Below are 16,845 nucleotides of genomic sequence, written 5' to 3' on the forward strand. Positions count from 1 at the left end.
AAAGCTTCGCTATTGCTATTTCGAGCGTATGCGCTAGAATTTTCACCAAGCCTCCAATCGTGGGAACAATGCGTCGAAAGACAGCTAAGAAGGGTCGCCATGTCTAACGGAAAAGAAAAAATTGCGGTTGTCGGCGCCGGCCTCGGTGGCGCCGTCGCGGGTGCGCTGCTCCAGCACGCGGGTTTTGACGTCAACGTCTATGAGCAGGCGCCGAGCTTCTCGCGCCTGGGTGCCGGCATCCACATGGGGCCGAACGTCCTGAAGATTTTTCAGCGCATCGGCGTTGATCAGAAGGTCATTGGCATCAGCAGCACGCCGAGCCACTGGTTCAGCCGCGACGGCATCACCGGCGAATACACCGCGCGGGTTCCACTTGAAGGATACGGACACACCTATTGCACCGTTCACCGCGGCGACCTGCAGGCCATACAGTGCGATGCGCTGCAGCCCGGCACATTGCATTTCGGCAAGAAGCTGGCCCGCCTCGACGACAACGGCACCGATGTGCTGATCGAATTCGAAGACGGAACCTCCGTGCGCGCCGACATCGTGATCGGCGCCGACGGCATCAACTCGCGCGTTCGTGAAACGCTGCTGGGTGAAGAGAAGCCGAACTACAGCGGTTGGGTCGGCCATCGCGCCCTGATCTCGTCCGACAAGCTGAGGAAATACGACCTGACCTTCGAAGATTGTGTCAAGTGGTGGGGTCCGGACCGTCACATGATGGTCTACTACACGACCGCCCGCCGTGACGAGTATTACTACGTCACCGGCGTGCCGCATCCAGCCTGGGAATTCGAGTCGGCTTTCGTCGGCAGCAGCCGCGACGAGATGGCGGCGGCGTTCGAGGGTTATCATCCGATCATCCAGGCGCTGATCGAAAGCACCGATGAGGTAACGAAATGGCCGTTGTTCAACCGTAACCCGCTGCCGCTCTGGAGCAAGGGCCGTCTTGTGCTGCTTGGAGATGCGTGCCATCCGATGAAGCCGCACATGGCACAGGGTGCCGCGATGGCGATCGAAGACGCCGCCATGCTGACCCGCTGCCTGCAGGAAACCGGCATCAACGACTTCCGCACCGCTTTCGGATTGTATGAGACCAATCGCCGCGATCGCGCGACGCGTGTCCAGAGCGTTTCGAACGCCAACACCTTCCTGCTCAAACAGGAGGATCCGGCCTGGGTCTACGGCTATGATATCTATGCCGCCCCCCTGAAGAGCGAGACCGCGGCATGAGCGGCGGCGCCTCGTACGGGGCAAATGTCTTCGCCAACGGCATCCGCCAGCACTATCTGCGCTACGCCGGTGAGGGCCCTGCTGTCATCCTGATCCCCGGCATCACGAGCCCGGCGATTACCTGGGGTTTCGTCGCCGAACGGCTGGCCGAGCGTTACGACGTCTACGTGCTCGACGTGCGCGGCCGCGGCCTATCGTCGACGGGTCCCGACCTTGACTACGGTCTCGATGCCATGAGCGCCGACGTCATCGGCTTCGCATCGGCGCTCGGGCTCGCCGCACCTGCCCTGCTCGGCCATTCGATGGGAGCACGCATCGCCATTCGTGCCGCCGTCACGGCGCCGGATGCATTCTCGAGGCTGGCGCTGATCGACCCACCAGTCTCAGGCCCCGGACGCCGCGCCTACCCGAGCAAGCTGCCCTGGTATGTCGATAGCATCCGCCTGGCGCTGAAGGGCATCGATGCCGAGGGCATGAAGGCATTTTGCCCAACATGGACCGACGAGCAGCTGAAGCTGCGCGCCGAATGGCTGCACACCTGCTACGAGCCCGCTATCGTTACCGCTTTCGAGGACTTCCACAAGGACGACATTTTCCCGGATCTTTCGAAGCTCAAGCAGCCGGCAATGCTGATGGTGGCCGGCCGTGGCGGCGTGATCGAAAGCATCGACCAAGACGAGGCCCGCTCGCTCTATCCGGCGCTGGAAATCGCCCGCGTGGCGAACGCCGGGCACATGATCCCGTGGGATGACTTCGACGGCTTCTTTGCCGCGCTCGGAGATTTTCTCTCCCGTTGATTGAAACGGCGGTGGGTCGACGATCCACCGCCGTTTGTTTGACACCCGCTTTTGCAACGCTGAGGATTTTATCCGTGCAGAAATATTACCGTATCGGTCAGATCGTTCCGAGTTCCAACACGACGATGGAGACCGAGATTCCCGCCATGTTGACGGCGCGCCAGTCCATCCGCCCAGAGCGCTTCACCTTCCATTCCAGCCGCATGCGGATGAGGAAAGTGGTCAAGGAAGAGCTGGCGGCGATGGATGCCGAGTCCGACCGTTGCGCCGTCGAGCTTTCCGACGCCCGCGTCGATGTCCTGGGCTATGCCTGCCTCGTCGCCATCATGGCGATGGGCCTCGGCTATCACCGCCAGTCGGAAAAGCGCCTCACCGGCCGCACGCAGGAGAACGGTAGCGATATTCCCGTCGTCACCAGCGCCGGAGCCCTGATCGAGGGATTGAAGGTGATGAAGGCGAAAAAGATCGCCGTCGTCGCGCCCTACATGAAGCCGCTCACGGAACTGGTCGTCGACTACATCCGCGAGGAAGGCTTCGAGGTCGTGGACTGGCGTGCGCTCGAGATCCCCGACAATCTCGACGTCGCCCGCCACGACCCGGAAAACCTGCCGGCGATCGTGCAGACGCTCGATCTGAGCGACGTGGACGTGATCGTGCTGTCGGCCTGCGTGCAGATGCCGTCGCTGCCGGTGATTGCCAAGGTCGAAGCCATGACCGGCAAGCCCGTTGTGACCGCCGCCGTCGCGACCACCTATTGCATGCTCAAGAAGCTCGGTTTGGAAGCCGTCGTGCCGGGCGCCGGCGCACTTCTGTCCGGCGCATACTAAAGAGGGACCGATCATGCAGAGCGCGGAAAGCAATTATCAGGGCGTCTGGGGCAACCGCATCGGCTTCGGCCAGCGCCCTGCCCTGCTCGTCATCGATTTCCTAAAGGGGTACACCACCGAGGGCGCGCCTCTCTACGCTCCGGGCGTGGTCGAGGCGGTAGCGCAGACGCCGGCACTCATCCGGGCCGCTCGCGAGGCTGGCATTCCGGTTATCCATACGCGCATTCTCTATCTTGCCGAAAACTGCGCCGATGGCGGGATGTGGGTGAAAAAGTCGCCTGTCATGAAAGGAATGGTCGAAGGCAACGTGCTGGCCGAATTCTGCGACGGCGTCGAGCCTGCCAATGGCGAACTCGTCATCGTCAAGCAATATGCCAGCGCCTTCTTTGGCACCAGCCTTGCCTCGCACCTGCATGCGCAGGGAATCGACACCGTGATCATGGCCGGCTGTTCGACCAGCGGCTGCATCCGCGCCACCGCCGTGGATGCGGTCCAGCATGGATTCCGTGGCATCGTCGTGCGCGACTGCGTCGGCGATCGGCACCCGGATCCGCACAATGCCAATCTCTTCGACATCGACAGCAAATATGGCGATGTCGTTTCGAGGGAGGAGGCGATCGCGGAAGTCGCCAAAGTCAAGTCCGACTTCCCGACACTGAGCAAAACACCCTAAACCTAAGCCTGCAAACAAGATAGGGGAACGAGCATGGATCAATTCAGCTTCACGGAAATTTGCCTGCATCAGTTGAAGATGTCGGGCGTCAACGAGGGCGAAAAACTTATCGTCCTTACCCAGGGCAACGAGCGCCTCGATTACGCCGACGCCTTCATGGCGGCGGGCATGCGTCTTGGCGCCAAGATGTACCACATGCGTTTGCCGCCGGTGCCACCCGCAGGTGCCTGGGCGGTCGGCCAGACAGGCCTCGCAGCCATGCCGGATGCGGTTGAGGCCCTGAAGGCTGCCGACATGCTGATTGACTGCATCTTCCTGCTTTTCAGCCCGGAACAGATGGCGATCCAGGCCGCCGGCACGCGTATCCTGACTGCCGTCGAACCGCCGGAAATTTTGGCACGCATGCTGCCAACCAAGGAACTGCGCGAACGCGTCGAATTTGCCGGTGACCTCTTGTCAAAGGCGAAGGTGATGCGGATCACCTCTCCGCATGGCACTGACGTCACCTACAAGCTCAACACCTATCCCGCCATTACCGAATATGCGTGCACGGACGAGCCGGGCCGCTGGGATCATTGGCCGTCCGGCTTCGTGTTCACGGGTGGTGACGATGATGGCGTCGACGGTACGATCGTCGTTGCTCCGGGCGATATCCTGCTGCCGCAGAACATCTATGTGCGCGACCCGATCATCTATACGATCGAAAACGGTTGGATCACCGACATTCGCGGCGGCCTCGATGCCGAGCTGGTCAAGTCCTACATGGACGGTTTCAACGACCCGCGTGGCATGGGCATGAGCCATGTCGGCTGGGGTCTCAATCAGAACGCCAAATGGCATCGCATGGTACCTGGCGAATTCCCAGGTGGCATGGGAATGGAGGCACGCTCCTTCTACGGCAACGTGATGTTCTCCACCGGCCCCAACAACGAGCTCGGCGGCCCGAACGACACGGCATGCCATCTGGATATCCCGATGCGCGGTTGCTCGCTGTACCTCGATGATGAGCCGATGGTTCTGGATGGCGACATCGCCGTGAAGGAAATGAAGTACAACTTTAAATAACCGGGCTTGCCATACCGCTCCGCGTGAAATCGCGCGGAGTGGGTTGCGGTGTGCCACGTCTTGACCATCGCAACATGCTGTGGTGTTTCCAGCATTCCCGCCAAAGACGCCGTAACCGATGGACCACGCCGACGATGACCGCAAAAGACACTGAACAGCCGCCAGAAGCGCCGGCGCCTCAAAGTGGCTACCAAGTGACGGAGCAAGTCGGGCATCTGCTGCGCAAGGCCTATCAGCGCCATCTGTCGATTTTCCAGACCAATGCCAGCGATCCGGACCTGACGTCGGTGCAGTTCGTGACGCTGTGCGCGCTGCACGACCTCGGTCCAAGCTCGCAGGTTGAGCTCGTCAAGGCGACCTCCGTCGACCAGGCGACCATCCGTGGTATCGTCGAACGGCTGAAGGCCCGCGGGCTGATCGATCTCTCCAAGGACGAGGCCGACGGCCGCAAGGTGGTGATCTCTCTGCTGCCCAAGGGCGAAGCCCTGCTGCAGGACATGTATCCGCAAGCCTACCTCATCAGCGAAAAGACCGTAGCGCGTCTCAATCCGGCGGAACGCATCGCGTTGTTGTATCTGCTGCGCAAAATCGCCGACGATGAGACCGGAGAACAGTAGGTGGTGAGTGGGTCCCTGCTCTTGAATGGGCTCGAACCGCCGACCCGCTTATTTCCGTCTCGGATATCACTTCTTGAGGTCCTCGAACCGGAGATCGAAGCGCGCGAGATACTTCGTCAGACGATCTGCATCATTGCTGCTCTTCTTCTCCAGGCGCGAGTTTGCGAATAGGGCTCTGCCGGCAGCGCTTGCCGTTGGGTGTTCCCGGCAGGTGTGAAGGACGGTGGCAAGTTGCGCGGTGTCAAAGCGATCGAGACGATCGGCAACTTCGGCGCCCAGGAATTCAATGACGATTGCGTCGGCTGCAGCGCCGTCATTTGCTGTGCGCCAAAAGGCCTTCAGTCTTCTGACTTCGTCATCGACAACGTCGGTCGTGATGCGCCCATGCGGCGCGAGTGTCGCCATGCGCGTCACCGAGGCCGACAGATCACGGAAGTTGGCGCTCCAGGCGGCTTGCGGGCCGGTCGCAAAGGCAAAATGGCGTTCGCGCGCTTCCTTGTTGAAGGTGACGTTTTCGCCTTCACGTTCCAGATAGCGCTTAAGCTCGAAGTCGAGATTGGGCTCGATATCTTCCTTGCGCTCGCTGAGAGCCGGCAGCTCGAACGTCCAAAGGTTCAGGCGGGCATAGAGATCTTCACGGAACCTGCCTTTATGGACGTCCTCTCCGAGATCGCGATTGGTGCCGGCAAGCAATTGGAAGTCTGCGGACGGTTCGGGGAGGAGAAGCGCATCTGCGCTTCTTACTCCACTGGCGACGTGGCAGGGCTTCGTCTACGTGGCTTTCGTCATTGATGCTTTCGCTCGCCGTATCGTCGGCTGGCGGGCAAGCCGGAGCGCTCATGCGGGCATTGTGCTCGATGCCCTCGACCAGGCACTGCATGATCGGCGGCCCATCCATCGTGGCGGGTTGGTTCCTCATTCCGACCGCGGCTCGCAATATGTGTCCATTCGCTATTCCGAGCGGCTGGCGGAAGCGGTTGAAGAAGCATGATTGCGCCAGGCGCAAATGTGCGCGTCTATCTCGCCTGCGGCGTGACGGACATGCGCAAGGGGATCCAGTCCTGGGCCGTGCCCCGAAAGACCGCGCGCAAGCGCATCGAACGGTGGCTCGACTGACGACGGAGCCGGGAGTCCAGTTCGAATTGGGTCCGCTCCAGATCCGGATTGCGCTACCCGTGATGCCCTTCGCAAAAGGCGCCAGATTAGAGAATATCTTTATGTCCATATCTTTCCGCTCCCCCCGCATCTCCGCACCGGCATCAACTAAAACGAACGGCAGCTATCGTTGCCTTTTTGGCAATATAGAATGCGCATAATTGTTCTTTATTAGAACGCGAGATTCCCCCATCATCCGGCAATTGGTGGATAACGAGACGAAAAGTCCGATCGCCCAATCAACAGGGGAACTATCAGCATGTCTCAATTCATGATGAATCGCCGCCGTTTTCTATCCAATGCCGCCTTGGTTGGCGGCCTCGCTGCAACCCAGACCTTCATCGGTATCCGCGCCGGCAAGGCCGCCGATGTTGCGGAGGTTCGCATGCAGCTCGGCTGGCTAGCCTCGAACGGCCTCATCGGTGAGGTCGCCGCCCAGAAGAAGGGCTTTTTCACCGAGCAGGGCATCAATCTCACCATCGTCCCCGGCGGTCCGAATGTAGATGGCGTCGCCGGCGTTGCGGCAGGTCAATCCACGATCGGCCAAATTTCCTCAAGCCCGTCCGTCATGCTCGCGCGGTCGGCGGGCATGCCGGTCAAGGCGTTCCTTGCCGGATATCGCAAGCATCCCTTTACATACTTCTCCCTGAAGAAGTCACCAATCCGCGAGCCGAAGGACATGATCGGCAAGACCATCGCAACGCAACCGACGGCTTTCATCCTTTTGCGCGCACTGCTGGCTCAGAACGGCATTTCCGAGGACAAGGTGAAGATGGTCAACATGGGTTCGGATATGAACCAGTTGATGACGGGGCAGGCCGATGCCGTCACCGGCTGGGTCACGAACACCAACGCCCTGAAGGTGCTTGGCGACGAGCGCGTCGACATGATGCTGTGGGACGCCGGGCTGAAGCTTTATGCCAACGTCTATTATACGACCGACGAACAGCTGGATAAACACGCAGACGTGCTGGTGCGCTTCACGACGGCTGCGGCCAAGGGTTGGGGTTACGTGCGCGACCATCCGGAAGAAGCCGTTGATATGCTCGTCGACGCCTATCCCAACCTCGATAAGGCAAGCGAGCTGGAGGCTGTTCATCCTGTCATCGATTTCTCCTTCGGCGACAGCACCAAAGAGACCGGTTGGGGCGCAATGAACAAGGACAATTGGGCGGCACAGATCAAATCCTATGCCGATCTCAAGCAATTTGCAGGTGCCACACCGACCGTAGACGACGTCGCTAGCATGGCGATCCTCGACGCGACAACCGAAATCCGCAAACAAATCGGGTGAACGTCATGATGAACGCCGCCACCATCAAGGAGCCACAGCCGCTGGCAACAGCCGAAATGGCACGACTTGCCGTATCCATTCGTGATCTGGATATTCGTTTCGGCGACAAGGGCAATGAATTCACTGCCCTCTCCAAGATCTCTGTCGACATTCCAGAGGGATCGTTCGTCACTATGCTCGGCCCGTCCGGGTGCGGCAAGTCGACCTTGCTGCGATGCATCGCCGATCTCGTCCATATCAGCGACGGTTTGGTCTCGGTATTCGGCCGGCCGCCGCGCGAAGCACGTGAGGGACGCGACTTCGCCTTCGTCTTTCAGGAGGCAACGCTTCTGCCGTGGCGGAGTGTCATCGACAACGTTCGCCTGCCGCTGGAAGTCGGCAAGCATGACAAGAGCGCCTATGCCGATCCCATGGAGCTGCTGGCACTCGTCGGCCTCAACGGACGCGAAAATGCTCTTCCGCATGAATTGTCGGGTGGCATGCGCCAGCGGGTCGCCATCGCCCGTGCCCTGGTAACCAAGCCGCGCATCCTTTTGATGGACGAGCCATTCGGCGCACTTGACGAAATCACCCGTGACAAGCTCAACGAGGAACTCTTACGCATCTGGCGCGAGACGGGCACGACTATCGTCTTCGTAACCCATTCGATCCCGGAGGCAGTCTTTCTCGGCCAGCACGTGCTTATGCTGCAGGCCCATCCCGGCAAAGTGAAAGAATTCATGAAAGTCGACCTTCCCTACCCCCGCGCCCTTGCGATGCGCGACACGGTCGACTTCATCAAAGTGACCGCGCATCTGCGCGCGCTGCTGGAGGAATGCATATGAGCAACGCCGTGCACTCTGACTTCAGTCGCGTGGCCAAGACGCCGCGCAAGGTTGCCATCCTCGACGCAACCGTCGGCGTTTTCTTCTCGCACATGCCGGCGATCCTTGCGGCATTCGGCTGCATCGTGCTCTGGCAGGCGGTCATCTGGATCTTCAAGATCCCGACCTTCATGGCGCCGAGCCCACTTGATGTTCTCTATGCCTTTCGCGACAATGCCACGACACTGACGCGAAACTTCCTGCCGACCTTGCTCGAGGCCGTTCTCGGTTTCGTCTTCGGCAATCTTGTCGCCATCCTGCTGGCGATCTGGTTCGTCCACAGCGCGACAGCCGAGAAGGCCTTCTATCCGATCGCGGTCTTCGTCAAGGCGATCCCGATCATCGCGCTTGCGCCGATCCTGGTGCTGATCTTCGGCAATGGAGTCGCTCCGAAGATCATCATCGCCGGCCTCATCTGCTTCTTCCCGACGCTGGTCAACATGGTGCAGGGACTTCGCTCCGCCAGCCCCGCAATGCTGGACCTGATGCGGGTGCTTTCGGCCAGCAATTCTGAGATCCTCTGGAAGGTCCGTCTGCCAAGCTCATTGCCATTCCTGTTCGCCGCACTGAAGATTGCCGCAACGAGCAGTGTCATGGGCGCGATCGTCGCGGAATGGATCGGCTCCAGCTTCGGGCTCGGCGCACTCATCATTGAGGCGACCTACAATTTCCGCTCGCCACTGCTTTATGCAACGGTCGTCATCGCCGCCCTGCTTGCTGTGATCCTCTTCTTTATCGTCTCCGTCGCAGAAGCAAAGATGATCCGGTGGAAGCCGGCCGGACAACACTGAAGCCTTAAGAAAACATCGAGGGAACACCAATGGAACAGGTTATTCATCAGCCTGCACGGGATATCCGTGTCGTCGATCGCTCGGATGTCGTCGTGGTCGGCGGTGGCCCGGCAGGGATTGCCGCAGCCGTCTCGGCCGCACGCAACGGCGCCAGCGTCACGCTTCTCGAGCGTTACCCCTATGTCGGCGGGCTTGCCGCCGGCGGCATGGTGCTCGTGCTCGACGATATGATCAACGAGCTCGAAATCACGGTGCGCGGCATCTGTATGGAGATGATCGAGCGCATGAAGCGCTGGGGGCTCTGCGTGACGCCGAGCGACCGTGATCGCCTGATCGAATTCCGCGATACGCCGGAGGCCTGGCAGCGCTGGGCGCGATGGGGCCTCTTCGACTTCCACACTCAAGCGATGCCACATCCGATCTGCTTTTCCGCCGCCTTCGATCCCGACGCCTTCAAGCGCGCCGCCTATGACATGATCGCCGAGGCGAAGATCAAGCTCAGAACACACAGCTGGTTCTCCTCGGCAATCGTCGAGGGCGGAACGATCAAGGGCGTCATCTGCCAGACCAAGGAAGGCATGCAGGCAATCCTCGGCGATGTCGTCATCGATACGACGGGCGATCTCGATGTCGCCGCAAGTGCCGGCGCGTCTCATGTCGACTCCAACTTCATCCTGACGACGGTGTCGCGCTGGGGCGGGGTCGATACCGAAGCGGCAGAACGTTTCGAACAGCAGGAGCCGGAAGCCTTCAAGGCGCTCGATCACGAAGCCAAGCGGCTTATCGGCGGTTGCTGGTCCTTCTGGTGGCTGAAGACGCCGCTCCCCGGCGTCGTCTGGCTGAACTGCCCGCATATGCCGACCTTGAGCGGCCTGAAGGTCGAGGATTTGACAAAGGCGGAGATGGAAGGCCGCTCAAGGATCGCGAAACTGCTCGATTTCGCGCGGGAAAAGATGCCGGGCTTCGAGAATGCCTATGTCGTCGATTTCGCGCCGCAGACGGGCGTGCGCCAGACACGGCTACTCCAGGGTGACTATGTCGTGACGAAGGACGACGTCATGACCCGCCGGCATTTTGCCGACACGGTCTGCCGCGGCCGCGATTACTACACGCCCTACCGCGCGATGTTGCCCAGAGAGGTCGACCAGCTGATCGTTGCCGGCCGGCACTATTCGGCAACACCACAGGCGCAGAAATCCAGCCGCGAGATCCCGCCTTGCATGGCGATGGGCGAAGCGGCAGGTGTCGCCGCAACGGTTGCCCTCAATGCTGGAACGACCGTTCGCAAGGCCGATATCCGGGCAATTCAGAAGCAGATGCGGGCTCAGGGAGCCGATCCAGGCGACATTCCCTCGGAGAACGCGACATATTTGGAGGCTGCAGAATGACGACTTTGCCACTCGACGGAATCCGCGTGATCGATTTCACGCAGGTCATGCTCGGCCCTTCCTGCACGCAGGTGTTGGCCGACTATGGCGCCGAAGTCATCAAGATCGAGAAAGTCAAGATCGGCGATCTCTCGCGCTGGTCACTCGGCTCCGATCCGGACGGGCTCAACAATCCGGTCTTCTGCTCGCTCAACCGCAACAAGAAGAGCCTGGCGTTGAATCTGAAGGATGCCAGCGCTCGCAAGACCGTGCAGGCGCTGCTTGAGACGGCGGATGTTGTCGTCAACAACTTCCGGCCCGGTGTCATGGAACGCATGGGTTTTGGCTATGAGGATCTCAAGAAGATCAATCCGCGCCTGATCTATGCTGTCGGTACTGGATTCGGGCTAACCGGCCCCTATCAGCATAAGGGCGGCCAGGATGTGCTGGCGCAGGCCGTCTCTGGCGTCATGCGCCGCAAGTCGGACAACAGCCACCCGACCTCGATCTATGCCACCCCGCTGGCTGATTATTCCGCCGGCATGCATCTCGTCCAGGGCATCCTGCTCGCCCTGCTGCAACGCGACAAGACCGACGAAGGCCAACAGGTCGCCGTCAGCCTCTACAACTCCATGATCGCCATGCAGATGCAGGAGGGCACGACACATCTGATGCGGCAGAAGGACCTGAACTGGGGCGCCTTCCCGCTGACGGGTGTTTTCGAGACAACTGACAGCGCGATCGTCATGGTCGGCGCCTTCAAGCCGAACCCCTTGCGCGACATCTGCGAGGCGTTAGAGATCGAGGACCTCTCGCAATATCCGCACTACAAGGATTTCGATGCCCAGATGGCGCGACGGCCGGAATTACAGGCGATCTTCCGCGATAATTTCGCCAAGAACAGCACCGCGCACTGGATCGCGCGGCTGGAAGGCGTGGACATCCTCTGCGCGCCGGTGCGCTCGCTCCCCGAGGCGCTGAAAGACGAGCAGACGATCATCAACAAGATGATTCTCGAGGCAGGCGAGACGGCAGCCGGTCCGATCCGCCTGATCGGCTCGCCGATCGACATGTCGGCCGCGCAGGTGACTGTGCGAATTTCTCCGCCGCAGCTCGGCCAGCACAATGACGAAATTCTGGCTTCGCTTTCCGAGGTGCAGGGAGACGCAGCATGAGCGTCTCCTTCACCGTAGGAGATCGCGTCGCCCGCGTCACGCTGGACCGGCCCGACCGGATGAACGCAGTCGATGCCGAGACGGAAGCCGAACTTGAGTCGATCTGGACGGAGATCGAGAAGCGCGACGATATCAACTGCGTCGTTCTGACAGGCTCGGGCGAAAAGGCTTTTTGTGCAGGCGCCGACCTCAAGGGCGGCAGCGGCAGTTCCGGCGTCGATTACTGGACCGTCGGCCGGGAAAACGGCTTTGGCGGTCTCGCCTTCCGTCGCTCGCTCGACGTGCCCGTCATCGCCCGCGTCAACGGCTACGCGCTGGGCGGCGGTTTCGAGATGGTGCTCGGCTGCGATATCGTTATTGCGGTGGAGACGGCACGCTTCGGCCTGCCGGAAGCGCGCGTCGGCCGCATGCCGCTCGATGGCGGCATGATCCTGCTGCAGCGCAAGATCGCTTTCAATCGCGCCATGGCCGTCATGCTGACCGGACGGCAATTCAGCGCGCTCGAAATGGCTGACTACGGCATCGTCAACGAAGTGGTGCCGGCTGCGGACCTTGACGCCGCCGTCGATCGCTGGGCTGCGGATATCGTTGCCTGTGCACCGCTGTCGCTGCGCGCCATCAAGCAGACGGTGAATCGCACCGCTCATTTGAGCCCGGAAGAAGCGCAGGCGCTGCGGACGCCCGCCCTGATCAAGGCGTTGAAAAGCGAGGACGCCATGGAGGGTGTGGCTGCCTTTCGCGAGAAGCGGGCGCCCGTTTGGCAGGGCAGATAGGCATGTTATAGCTTCGAGATTGCCGAGGGCTTTTCATGCATGCCAGCATTCTGAAGTATTTTGCCGAGGTCGCACGTTCCGGATCGATCCGAAAGGCATCCGAGGAATTGCACGTTGCAACCTCCGCTGTCAGCCGTCAGATCAAGAAATTGGAAGATGAGCTCGGCACGCCGCTGTTCGAGCGCTTCTCCGACGGCTTGCGGCTGACATCAGCCGGCGAGATCGTGCTGCGCCATGCCAAGGAGACGCTGCAGGACTTCGAGGTCATGAAGTCCAATCTCGGCGACCTCCAAGGAAAGAATACCGGCCGCGTCCATATCGCCGCCCTCGATAGCCTGCTCGTCACGTTTCTTCCTGATTTCATAAAGAGGTTTCACAAGCTGCATCCTGCGGTGGACTTTCGCGTCCGAGCGGGAGCCTACAACAATATTTTCCATTTCATGGCCGCTGGTGACATTGATATCGGCATCAGCTTTGATCTTGCGACACCACATGACCTGAAGCTCGTCGGCTCGATCCGCACAGCCTTCATGGCCATGGTCGCTTCGTCGCACCCATTGGCGCGGGCGAAATCGGTGACGTTGCCAGAATGCGCCCAGTATAAGCTGCTTCTGGCGCTCGACAGCGAAGTCGTCAGTTCGGCGATAGCGGTCGAACTTGCAGGGCTCAATCGGGTGGGACGAACCTTGGTCGCATCCAACAATCCAATCCTCCTCAAGCCATTGATCATGTCGGGTGACGGCATTGGCTTTTTTACTCCGGTTGGACTCTGGCCGGAAATCCAGACGGGCGAAATCGTTGCCATCCCGATCCGGGATTTCAAGCTCAGCGCAGTGGATATCGGTATTTTCGTACCACGCGACCGGCATCTGACCCATGCCAGCCAGGCGGTCATCGAGCTGCTCAATACAGAGCTGCGCAGGTTCGGCGAGGATTTGAGAGCCATCGTCAGCAGATGAGAAAAGCATGAAAGAGATCCGCCTGCTAAAATGTCCTGGCTATGGTCCGGCCACGCGTTTCGACAGATTGATAGATCTGCCATCGCAGTTCGGTGCTGTGGCTGCGCTGCCCGGCGATCTGATCATGCCGTCACCTGTCAATGCTCACGATCATGGCTACGGCATCCGCACCCTTGATTTCGGCGCGGCCGACGACGCGCTGGAGGTGTGGATACCGAGCCTCAGGCTGCGGCCGAGAACGGATGCCTATCTCGAAGCGGTCGTCGCCTTCGGCCGACTTGCCAGAACCGGCGTCGGCGCGACGATGCATTGCCACAACTCCCTCAACGTCGATCGTCTGGTCGATGAGGCAAGCGCTGTCATGCGGGCCGCAGGCGATGTCGGCATTCGGCTCGGCCTCTCCTGTCCACTGCTCGACCACGATGCCTGGGCTTATGATGGCGGCCCGCAGCGGTTGCGCCAATTTCTCTCTGAAGGCGATTGGGATGCGCTCGCCGGCACGATTCCGAACTATGCGCCCATTCACGCACAGCTTGATGCCGTCGAGACTGTCGCCGCCGCAAATACCAATCCGTTGATCGACGTGCAGTATGGCCCGATCGGGCCACAATGGTGTTCGAACGCACTTCTGGAGGCGATTGCCGAAGCTTCCTCGCACTATGATCGACGCATCCACATGCATCTGCTCGAGAGCCCGCGCCAACGCGCTTGGCTCGACCGGCGCTTTCCCGAAGGTGTCGTTACCTACCTCGACAAGATTGGCTTCCTCTCACCAAGGCTTGCCGTTGCTCATGGCGTCCAGCTGCGCGCCGATGAGCTGGAGCTGCTTGCCGACCGCGGCGTACAGGTCGTCAGCAATCCCACGGCCAATCTGCGTCTGCGTTCGGGCGTCGCGCCCATCGCATCGACGATCGCGCGCGGCGGCCCAGCCTTTGCGATCGGCCTTGATGGTACCGGACTGGACGACGATCAGGATCTCTGGCGCGAGATGCGGCTTCTCTATCTTCTGCACGGTGGTCGCGGCCTGACCCGACAGTTTACGGCGCATATGGTCATCGACGCCGCAATCAAGGTCGGCCGTCAGATCATCAATGCGCCAGATGTGCAGGATTTCACCATTGTCGACTACCAGGCTCTGATTGCCGATGCACTGTTCGACGATCTCGATGAGGCGGAAGTCCTCTTGACCCGCATGCGTGCCGGATTTGCAAGAGGGCTATTCGTTGCAGGTCGGGAGGTCATGCGGGACGGGAAACTGACCGGCATGGACTTTGATGCCGCGTTGTCGGAACTGCTCGCGCAGGCGAAAGCCGATTTGCCAAGGCTTGAAAGGCAGCGCCCTCTCGTCAGTGCCTTGTCCGCTGCCACCCGCGCTTTTTATGCGACCTGGCCCGGCATCGACTGAAGCCGGGCCAAAGCAGATCATGCGTCGACCCGTGCGCCAATTCGCAAAGCGCTGAGACCTTCGAGCTTCTTTGGGTCGGTTATCGGCAATTGTGGAAGCAGGACGCAGTTCCAGACAGCATTACCGGTGCGTTTGCCGACGAGGTATTTGACTGCCGGAATGAGGGGGTTGGCGGCGATCGTTTGCCGCAAGCTGCGGACATGGTCGAGAAGGCCTGCATTTTCCTGGTCGTGCCAGAGACGCTGCGACGAGCGCGGATCGATATTGACTGTTGCGGAGATGCAGCCGGCATAACCGTCACGCCCGGCATCGGCAAGCGCCGTTTCGCTGCTCGGAAAGACACGAAAGCCGGCGATCTTGGCGAGTTCCCGCGCATAGGCAAGGTTGCCAGAGCTGTCCTTAGACCCATGGATTCGCTCCGGAAAGGCTTGAGCAAGCCGAGCCGCTAGGGCCGGGGAGAACTCGATGCCCGTCAATTGCGGGAAATTATAGAGGTAAATCGCGATCGGCGTTTCAGCGGTCATTGTCACCAGTTCGGCAAACCATGCGAAAAGGCCATCCTCTTCGAGAGGTTTGTAATAATAGGGCGGCAGCACGAGCGCGGCCGCAAATCCGAGATCGAAAGCCCGGCGCGTCAGGGCGACGGTCGTTTCAAGATCTGGCGTGCCGGTACCGACCATAAGTCTGCTGCCATCCAGCCCTTGCGCCGCCGTCGTCATCAAGGCGCTGCGTTTGGCGGCGGAAAGCGAGTTGGCTTCGCCGGTCGTCCCAAGCACATTGAGGAAGTCACAGCCATTGCTCAGGCACCAGCGCGCATGCTCGAGGAAAGCGTCACCATCGAGATCACCATGGCTATCGATTGGTGTCGGCACGGCGGCGATCACGCCGGCAATCCCGGTTTGCGTCACGAGAAAGCTCCTCACATTCTCAAGATATTCGGGCTTCGGACGGGCTCTGATAGGCCGTGACGAAGGGGTGATCGAGGGTCGTGGTACGGCTTTTGTCCCAGCCACCGGGCGCGCCCCAGCCGGTGACGCTGTCAGCGAAAAAGTCTCGATTGACGTCGCGCAGGAATAGCCTTTCGGCCGGCATTTCCTCATCCCACAAAATAGCGTCCACCGGACACACGGAAAGGCAGAGCCCGCAATTGATGCATTCCTCCGGCTGGATGTAGAACATCCTTCCCCCCTCATAGATGCAATCGACCGGACAGGCGACCGTGCAGGCTCCATCCTTCGTGTCGATGCAGGGTTCGGTAATGACGTAAGCCATATTCTTCGCCTCATAGCGCTCTGGACGGCGCCTTTAGCAAACTATGACAAACTAGAGCGTTCTTAAGAAGCGCCGATTTTCGGCTCGTTCCTTGCCGAAACGGCAATGCTTGAGCCGAACGAGTGGGTTCGGAAGACAGATGGTGTAGGTTTTCAGCGGCCATGCATCAGCCGCTTGCAGAGGTCTTGAACGCATTCGGGATTGCAGCACAATAGCGATTGGAATGCCGCTCCACTCTATAAACAGCACTTGCGACCGTTATAGCGCAGAACAAAATAGGGACAAACTGTTGGGGTCGCTCGAGCAAAACGACATCCGGCAGACTACAACTTGATTTTAGATAATCAATTCGCAGATTACAGCCTGATATTTAAATCCTGTAATCATATTACAAACTGAGTCGTCTGGATTGATAATCAGACTGTATGCTGATATTTATCGTCTCATGATCAGTTTATCGTCTGAGGGCAATGGATGAAGAGCGACAGTCGAAAGAGGGGGCGCCTGCGCCTTGATGAACGACTTCGAGCGCTCCACCCGATCGACCGGTTCAGGGCGCCGCCGAAGGGATGGGTG

Annotated in this window: 17 protein-coding genes and 3 pseudogenes; 17 read left to right on the forward strand and 3 right to left on the reverse strand. The window is 60.1% G+C overall.

Annotated features, from left to right (window positions below):
- Nucleotides 1–99 precede the first annotated feature (99 nt).
- The 6 genes from PMI11_RS04060 to PMI11_RS04085 all read left to right on the forward strand — a co-directional run bounded on the left by PMI11_RS04060 (nucleotide 100) and on the right by PMI11_RS04085 (nucleotide 5,215).
- Entirely contained in the window at nucleotides 100–1,236 is a 1,137-nt protein-coding gene (locus tag PMI11_RS04060) for an FAD-dependent monooxygenase (RefSeq protein ID WP_007813648.1), read from the forward strand.
- The gene (locus tag PMI11_RS04065; RefSeq protein WP_007813650.1) at nucleotides 1,233–2,033 is read left to right on the forward strand and encodes an alpha/beta fold hydrolase; all 801 of its coding nucleotides are present in this window, start codon (nucleotides 1,233–1,235) and stop codon (nucleotides 2,031–2,033) included. The genes PMI11_RS04060 and PMI11_RS04065 overlap by 4 nt, the downstream gene beginning before the upstream one ends.
- A gap of 74 nt (nucleotides 2,034–2,107) precedes the next feature.
- Entirely contained in the window at nucleotides 2,108–2,860 is a 753-nt protein-coding gene (locus PMI11_RS04070) for a maleate cis-trans isomerase family protein (RefSeq protein WP_007813652.1), read from the forward strand.
- 13 nt (nucleotides 2,861–2,873) lie between these two features.
- Entirely contained in the window at nucleotides 2,874–3,533 is a 660-nt protein-coding gene (locus PMI11_RS04075) for an N-carbamoylsarcosine amidohydrolase (protein WP_007813653.1), read from the forward strand.
- A 33-nt stretch (nucleotides 3,534–3,566) separates the two neighbouring features.
- Entirely contained in the window at nucleotides 3,567–4,598 is a 1,032-nt protein-coding gene (locus PMI11_RS04080; RefSeq protein WP_007813655.1) for a hypothetical protein, read from the forward strand.
- A gap of 134 nt (nucleotides 4,599–4,732) precedes the next feature.
- Nucleotides 4,733–5,215, forward strand: a complete 483-nt coding sequence (locus tag PMI11_RS04085) for a MarR family winged helix-turn-helix transcriptional regulator (protein WP_007813658.1) — start codon at nucleotides 4,733–4,735, stop codon at nucleotides 5,213–5,215.
- A 66-nt stretch (nucleotides 5,216–5,281) separates the two neighbouring features.
- On the opposite strand, the pseudogene PMI11_RS04090 reads toward PMI11_RS04085, so the two are convergent.
- A pseudogene (locus PMI11_RS04090) lies at nucleotides 5,282–5,923 on the reverse strand (sigma 54-interacting transcriptional regulator); the annotation flags it as partial.
- Between the two features lie 34 nt (nucleotides 5,924–5,957).
- Here PMI11_RS04090 and PMI11_RS36295 point away from each other — a divergent pair.
- From PMI11_RS36295 to PMI11_RS04130, 10 genes and pseudogenes are all read left to right on the forward strand, one after another.
- Nucleotides 5,958–6,188 (forward strand): annotated as a pseudogene (locus tag PMI11_RS36295) (DDE-type integrase/transposase/recombinase); the annotation flags it as partial.
- A 14-nt stretch (nucleotides 6,189–6,202) separates the two neighbouring features.
- Entirely contained in the window at nucleotides 6,203–6,331 is a 129-nt protein-coding gene (locus PMI11_RS38350) for a hypothetical protein (protein WP_280110097.1), read from the forward strand.
- A gap of 298 nt (nucleotides 6,332–6,629) precedes the next feature.
- Entirely contained in the window at nucleotides 6,630–7,664 is a 1,035-nt protein-coding gene (locus tag PMI11_RS04095; RefSeq protein WP_007813664.1) for an ABC transporter substrate-binding protein, read from the forward strand.
- 5 nt (nucleotides 7,665–7,669) lie between these two features.
- The gene (locus tag PMI11_RS04100) at nucleotides 7,670–8,488 is read left to right on the forward strand and encodes an ABC transporter ATP-binding protein (protein WP_007813665.1); all 819 of its coding nucleotides are present in this window, start codon (nucleotides 7,670–7,672) and stop codon (nucleotides 8,486–8,488) included.
- A complete protein-coding gene (locus PMI11_RS04105) occupies nucleotides 8,485–9,318 on the forward strand; it encodes an ABC transporter permease (protein WP_007813668.1) in 834 nt (277 codons plus the stop codon). The genes PMI11_RS04100 and PMI11_RS04105 overlap by 4 nt, the downstream gene beginning before the upstream one ends.
- A gap of 29 nt (nucleotides 9,319–9,347) precedes the next feature.
- A complete protein-coding gene (locus tag PMI11_RS04110) occupies nucleotides 9,348–10,706 on the forward strand; it encodes an FAD-dependent oxidoreductase (protein ID WP_007813670.1) in 1,359 nt (452 codons plus the stop codon).
- Nucleotides 10,703–11,860: a CaiB/BaiF CoA transferase family protein gene (locus PMI11_RS04115; RefSeq protein WP_007813672.1), complete on the forward strand. Its 1,158-nt coding sequence runs from the start codon at nucleotides 10,703–10,705 to the stop codon at nucleotides 11,858–11,860. The genes PMI11_RS04110 and PMI11_RS04115 overlap by 4 nt, the downstream gene beginning before the upstream one ends.
- Nucleotides 11,857–12,633 carry an enoyl-CoA hydratase-related protein gene (locus tag PMI11_RS04120; RefSeq protein WP_007813674.1) on the forward strand — a complete coding sequence of 259 codons (777 nt, stop codon included), beginning with the start codon at nucleotides 11,857–11,859 and terminating at the stop codon, nucleotides 12,631–12,633. Before PMI11_RS04115 ends, PMI11_RS04120 begins: the two co-directional genes overlap by 4 nt.
- Nucleotides 12,634–12,668: 35 nt before the next feature.
- Nucleotides 12,669–13,592, forward strand: a complete 924-nt coding sequence (locus PMI11_RS04125) for a LysR family transcriptional regulator (protein ID WP_007813676.1) — start codon at nucleotides 12,669–12,671, stop codon at nucleotides 13,590–13,592.
- A gap of 7 nt (nucleotides 13,593–13,599) precedes the next feature.
- The gene (locus PMI11_RS04130) at nucleotides 13,600–14,997 is read left to right on the forward strand and encodes an amidohydrolase family protein (protein ID WP_007813678.1); all 1,398 of its coding nucleotides are present in this window, start codon (nucleotides 13,600–13,602) and stop codon (nucleotides 14,995–14,997) included.
- Between the two features lie 17 nt (nucleotides 14,998–15,014).
- Here the strand turns inward: PMI11_RS04130 and PMI11_RS04135 are convergent, their stop codons facing one another.
- The gene (locus tag PMI11_RS04135) at nucleotides 15,015–15,905 is read right to left on the reverse strand and encodes a dihydrodipicolinate synthase family protein (RefSeq protein WP_007813680.1); all 891 of its coding nucleotides are present in this window, start codon (nucleotides 15,903–15,905) and stop codon (nucleotides 15,015–15,017) included.
- Nucleotides 15,906–15,924: 19 nt separating this feature from the next.
- Nucleotides 15,925–16,269, reverse strand: coding sequence for a ferredoxin (gene fdxA, locus PMI11_RS04140; protein WP_007813682.1), 345 nt, complete (start codon nucleotides 16,267–16,269; stop codon nucleotides 15,925–15,927).
- Between the two features lie 474 nt (nucleotides 16,270–16,743).
- Between fdxA and PMI11_RS37965 the strand changes: the two are divergent.
- Nucleotides 16,744–16,845 (forward strand): annotated as a pseudogene (locus tag PMI11_RS37965) (transcriptional regulator); the annotation flags it as partial.

Origin of the sequence: Rhizobium sp. CF142 (assembly GCF_000281145.1) — a bacterium.
Taxonomy (GTDB): Bacteria; Pseudomonadota; Alphaproteobacteria; order Rhizobiales; family Rhizobiaceae; genus Rhizobium.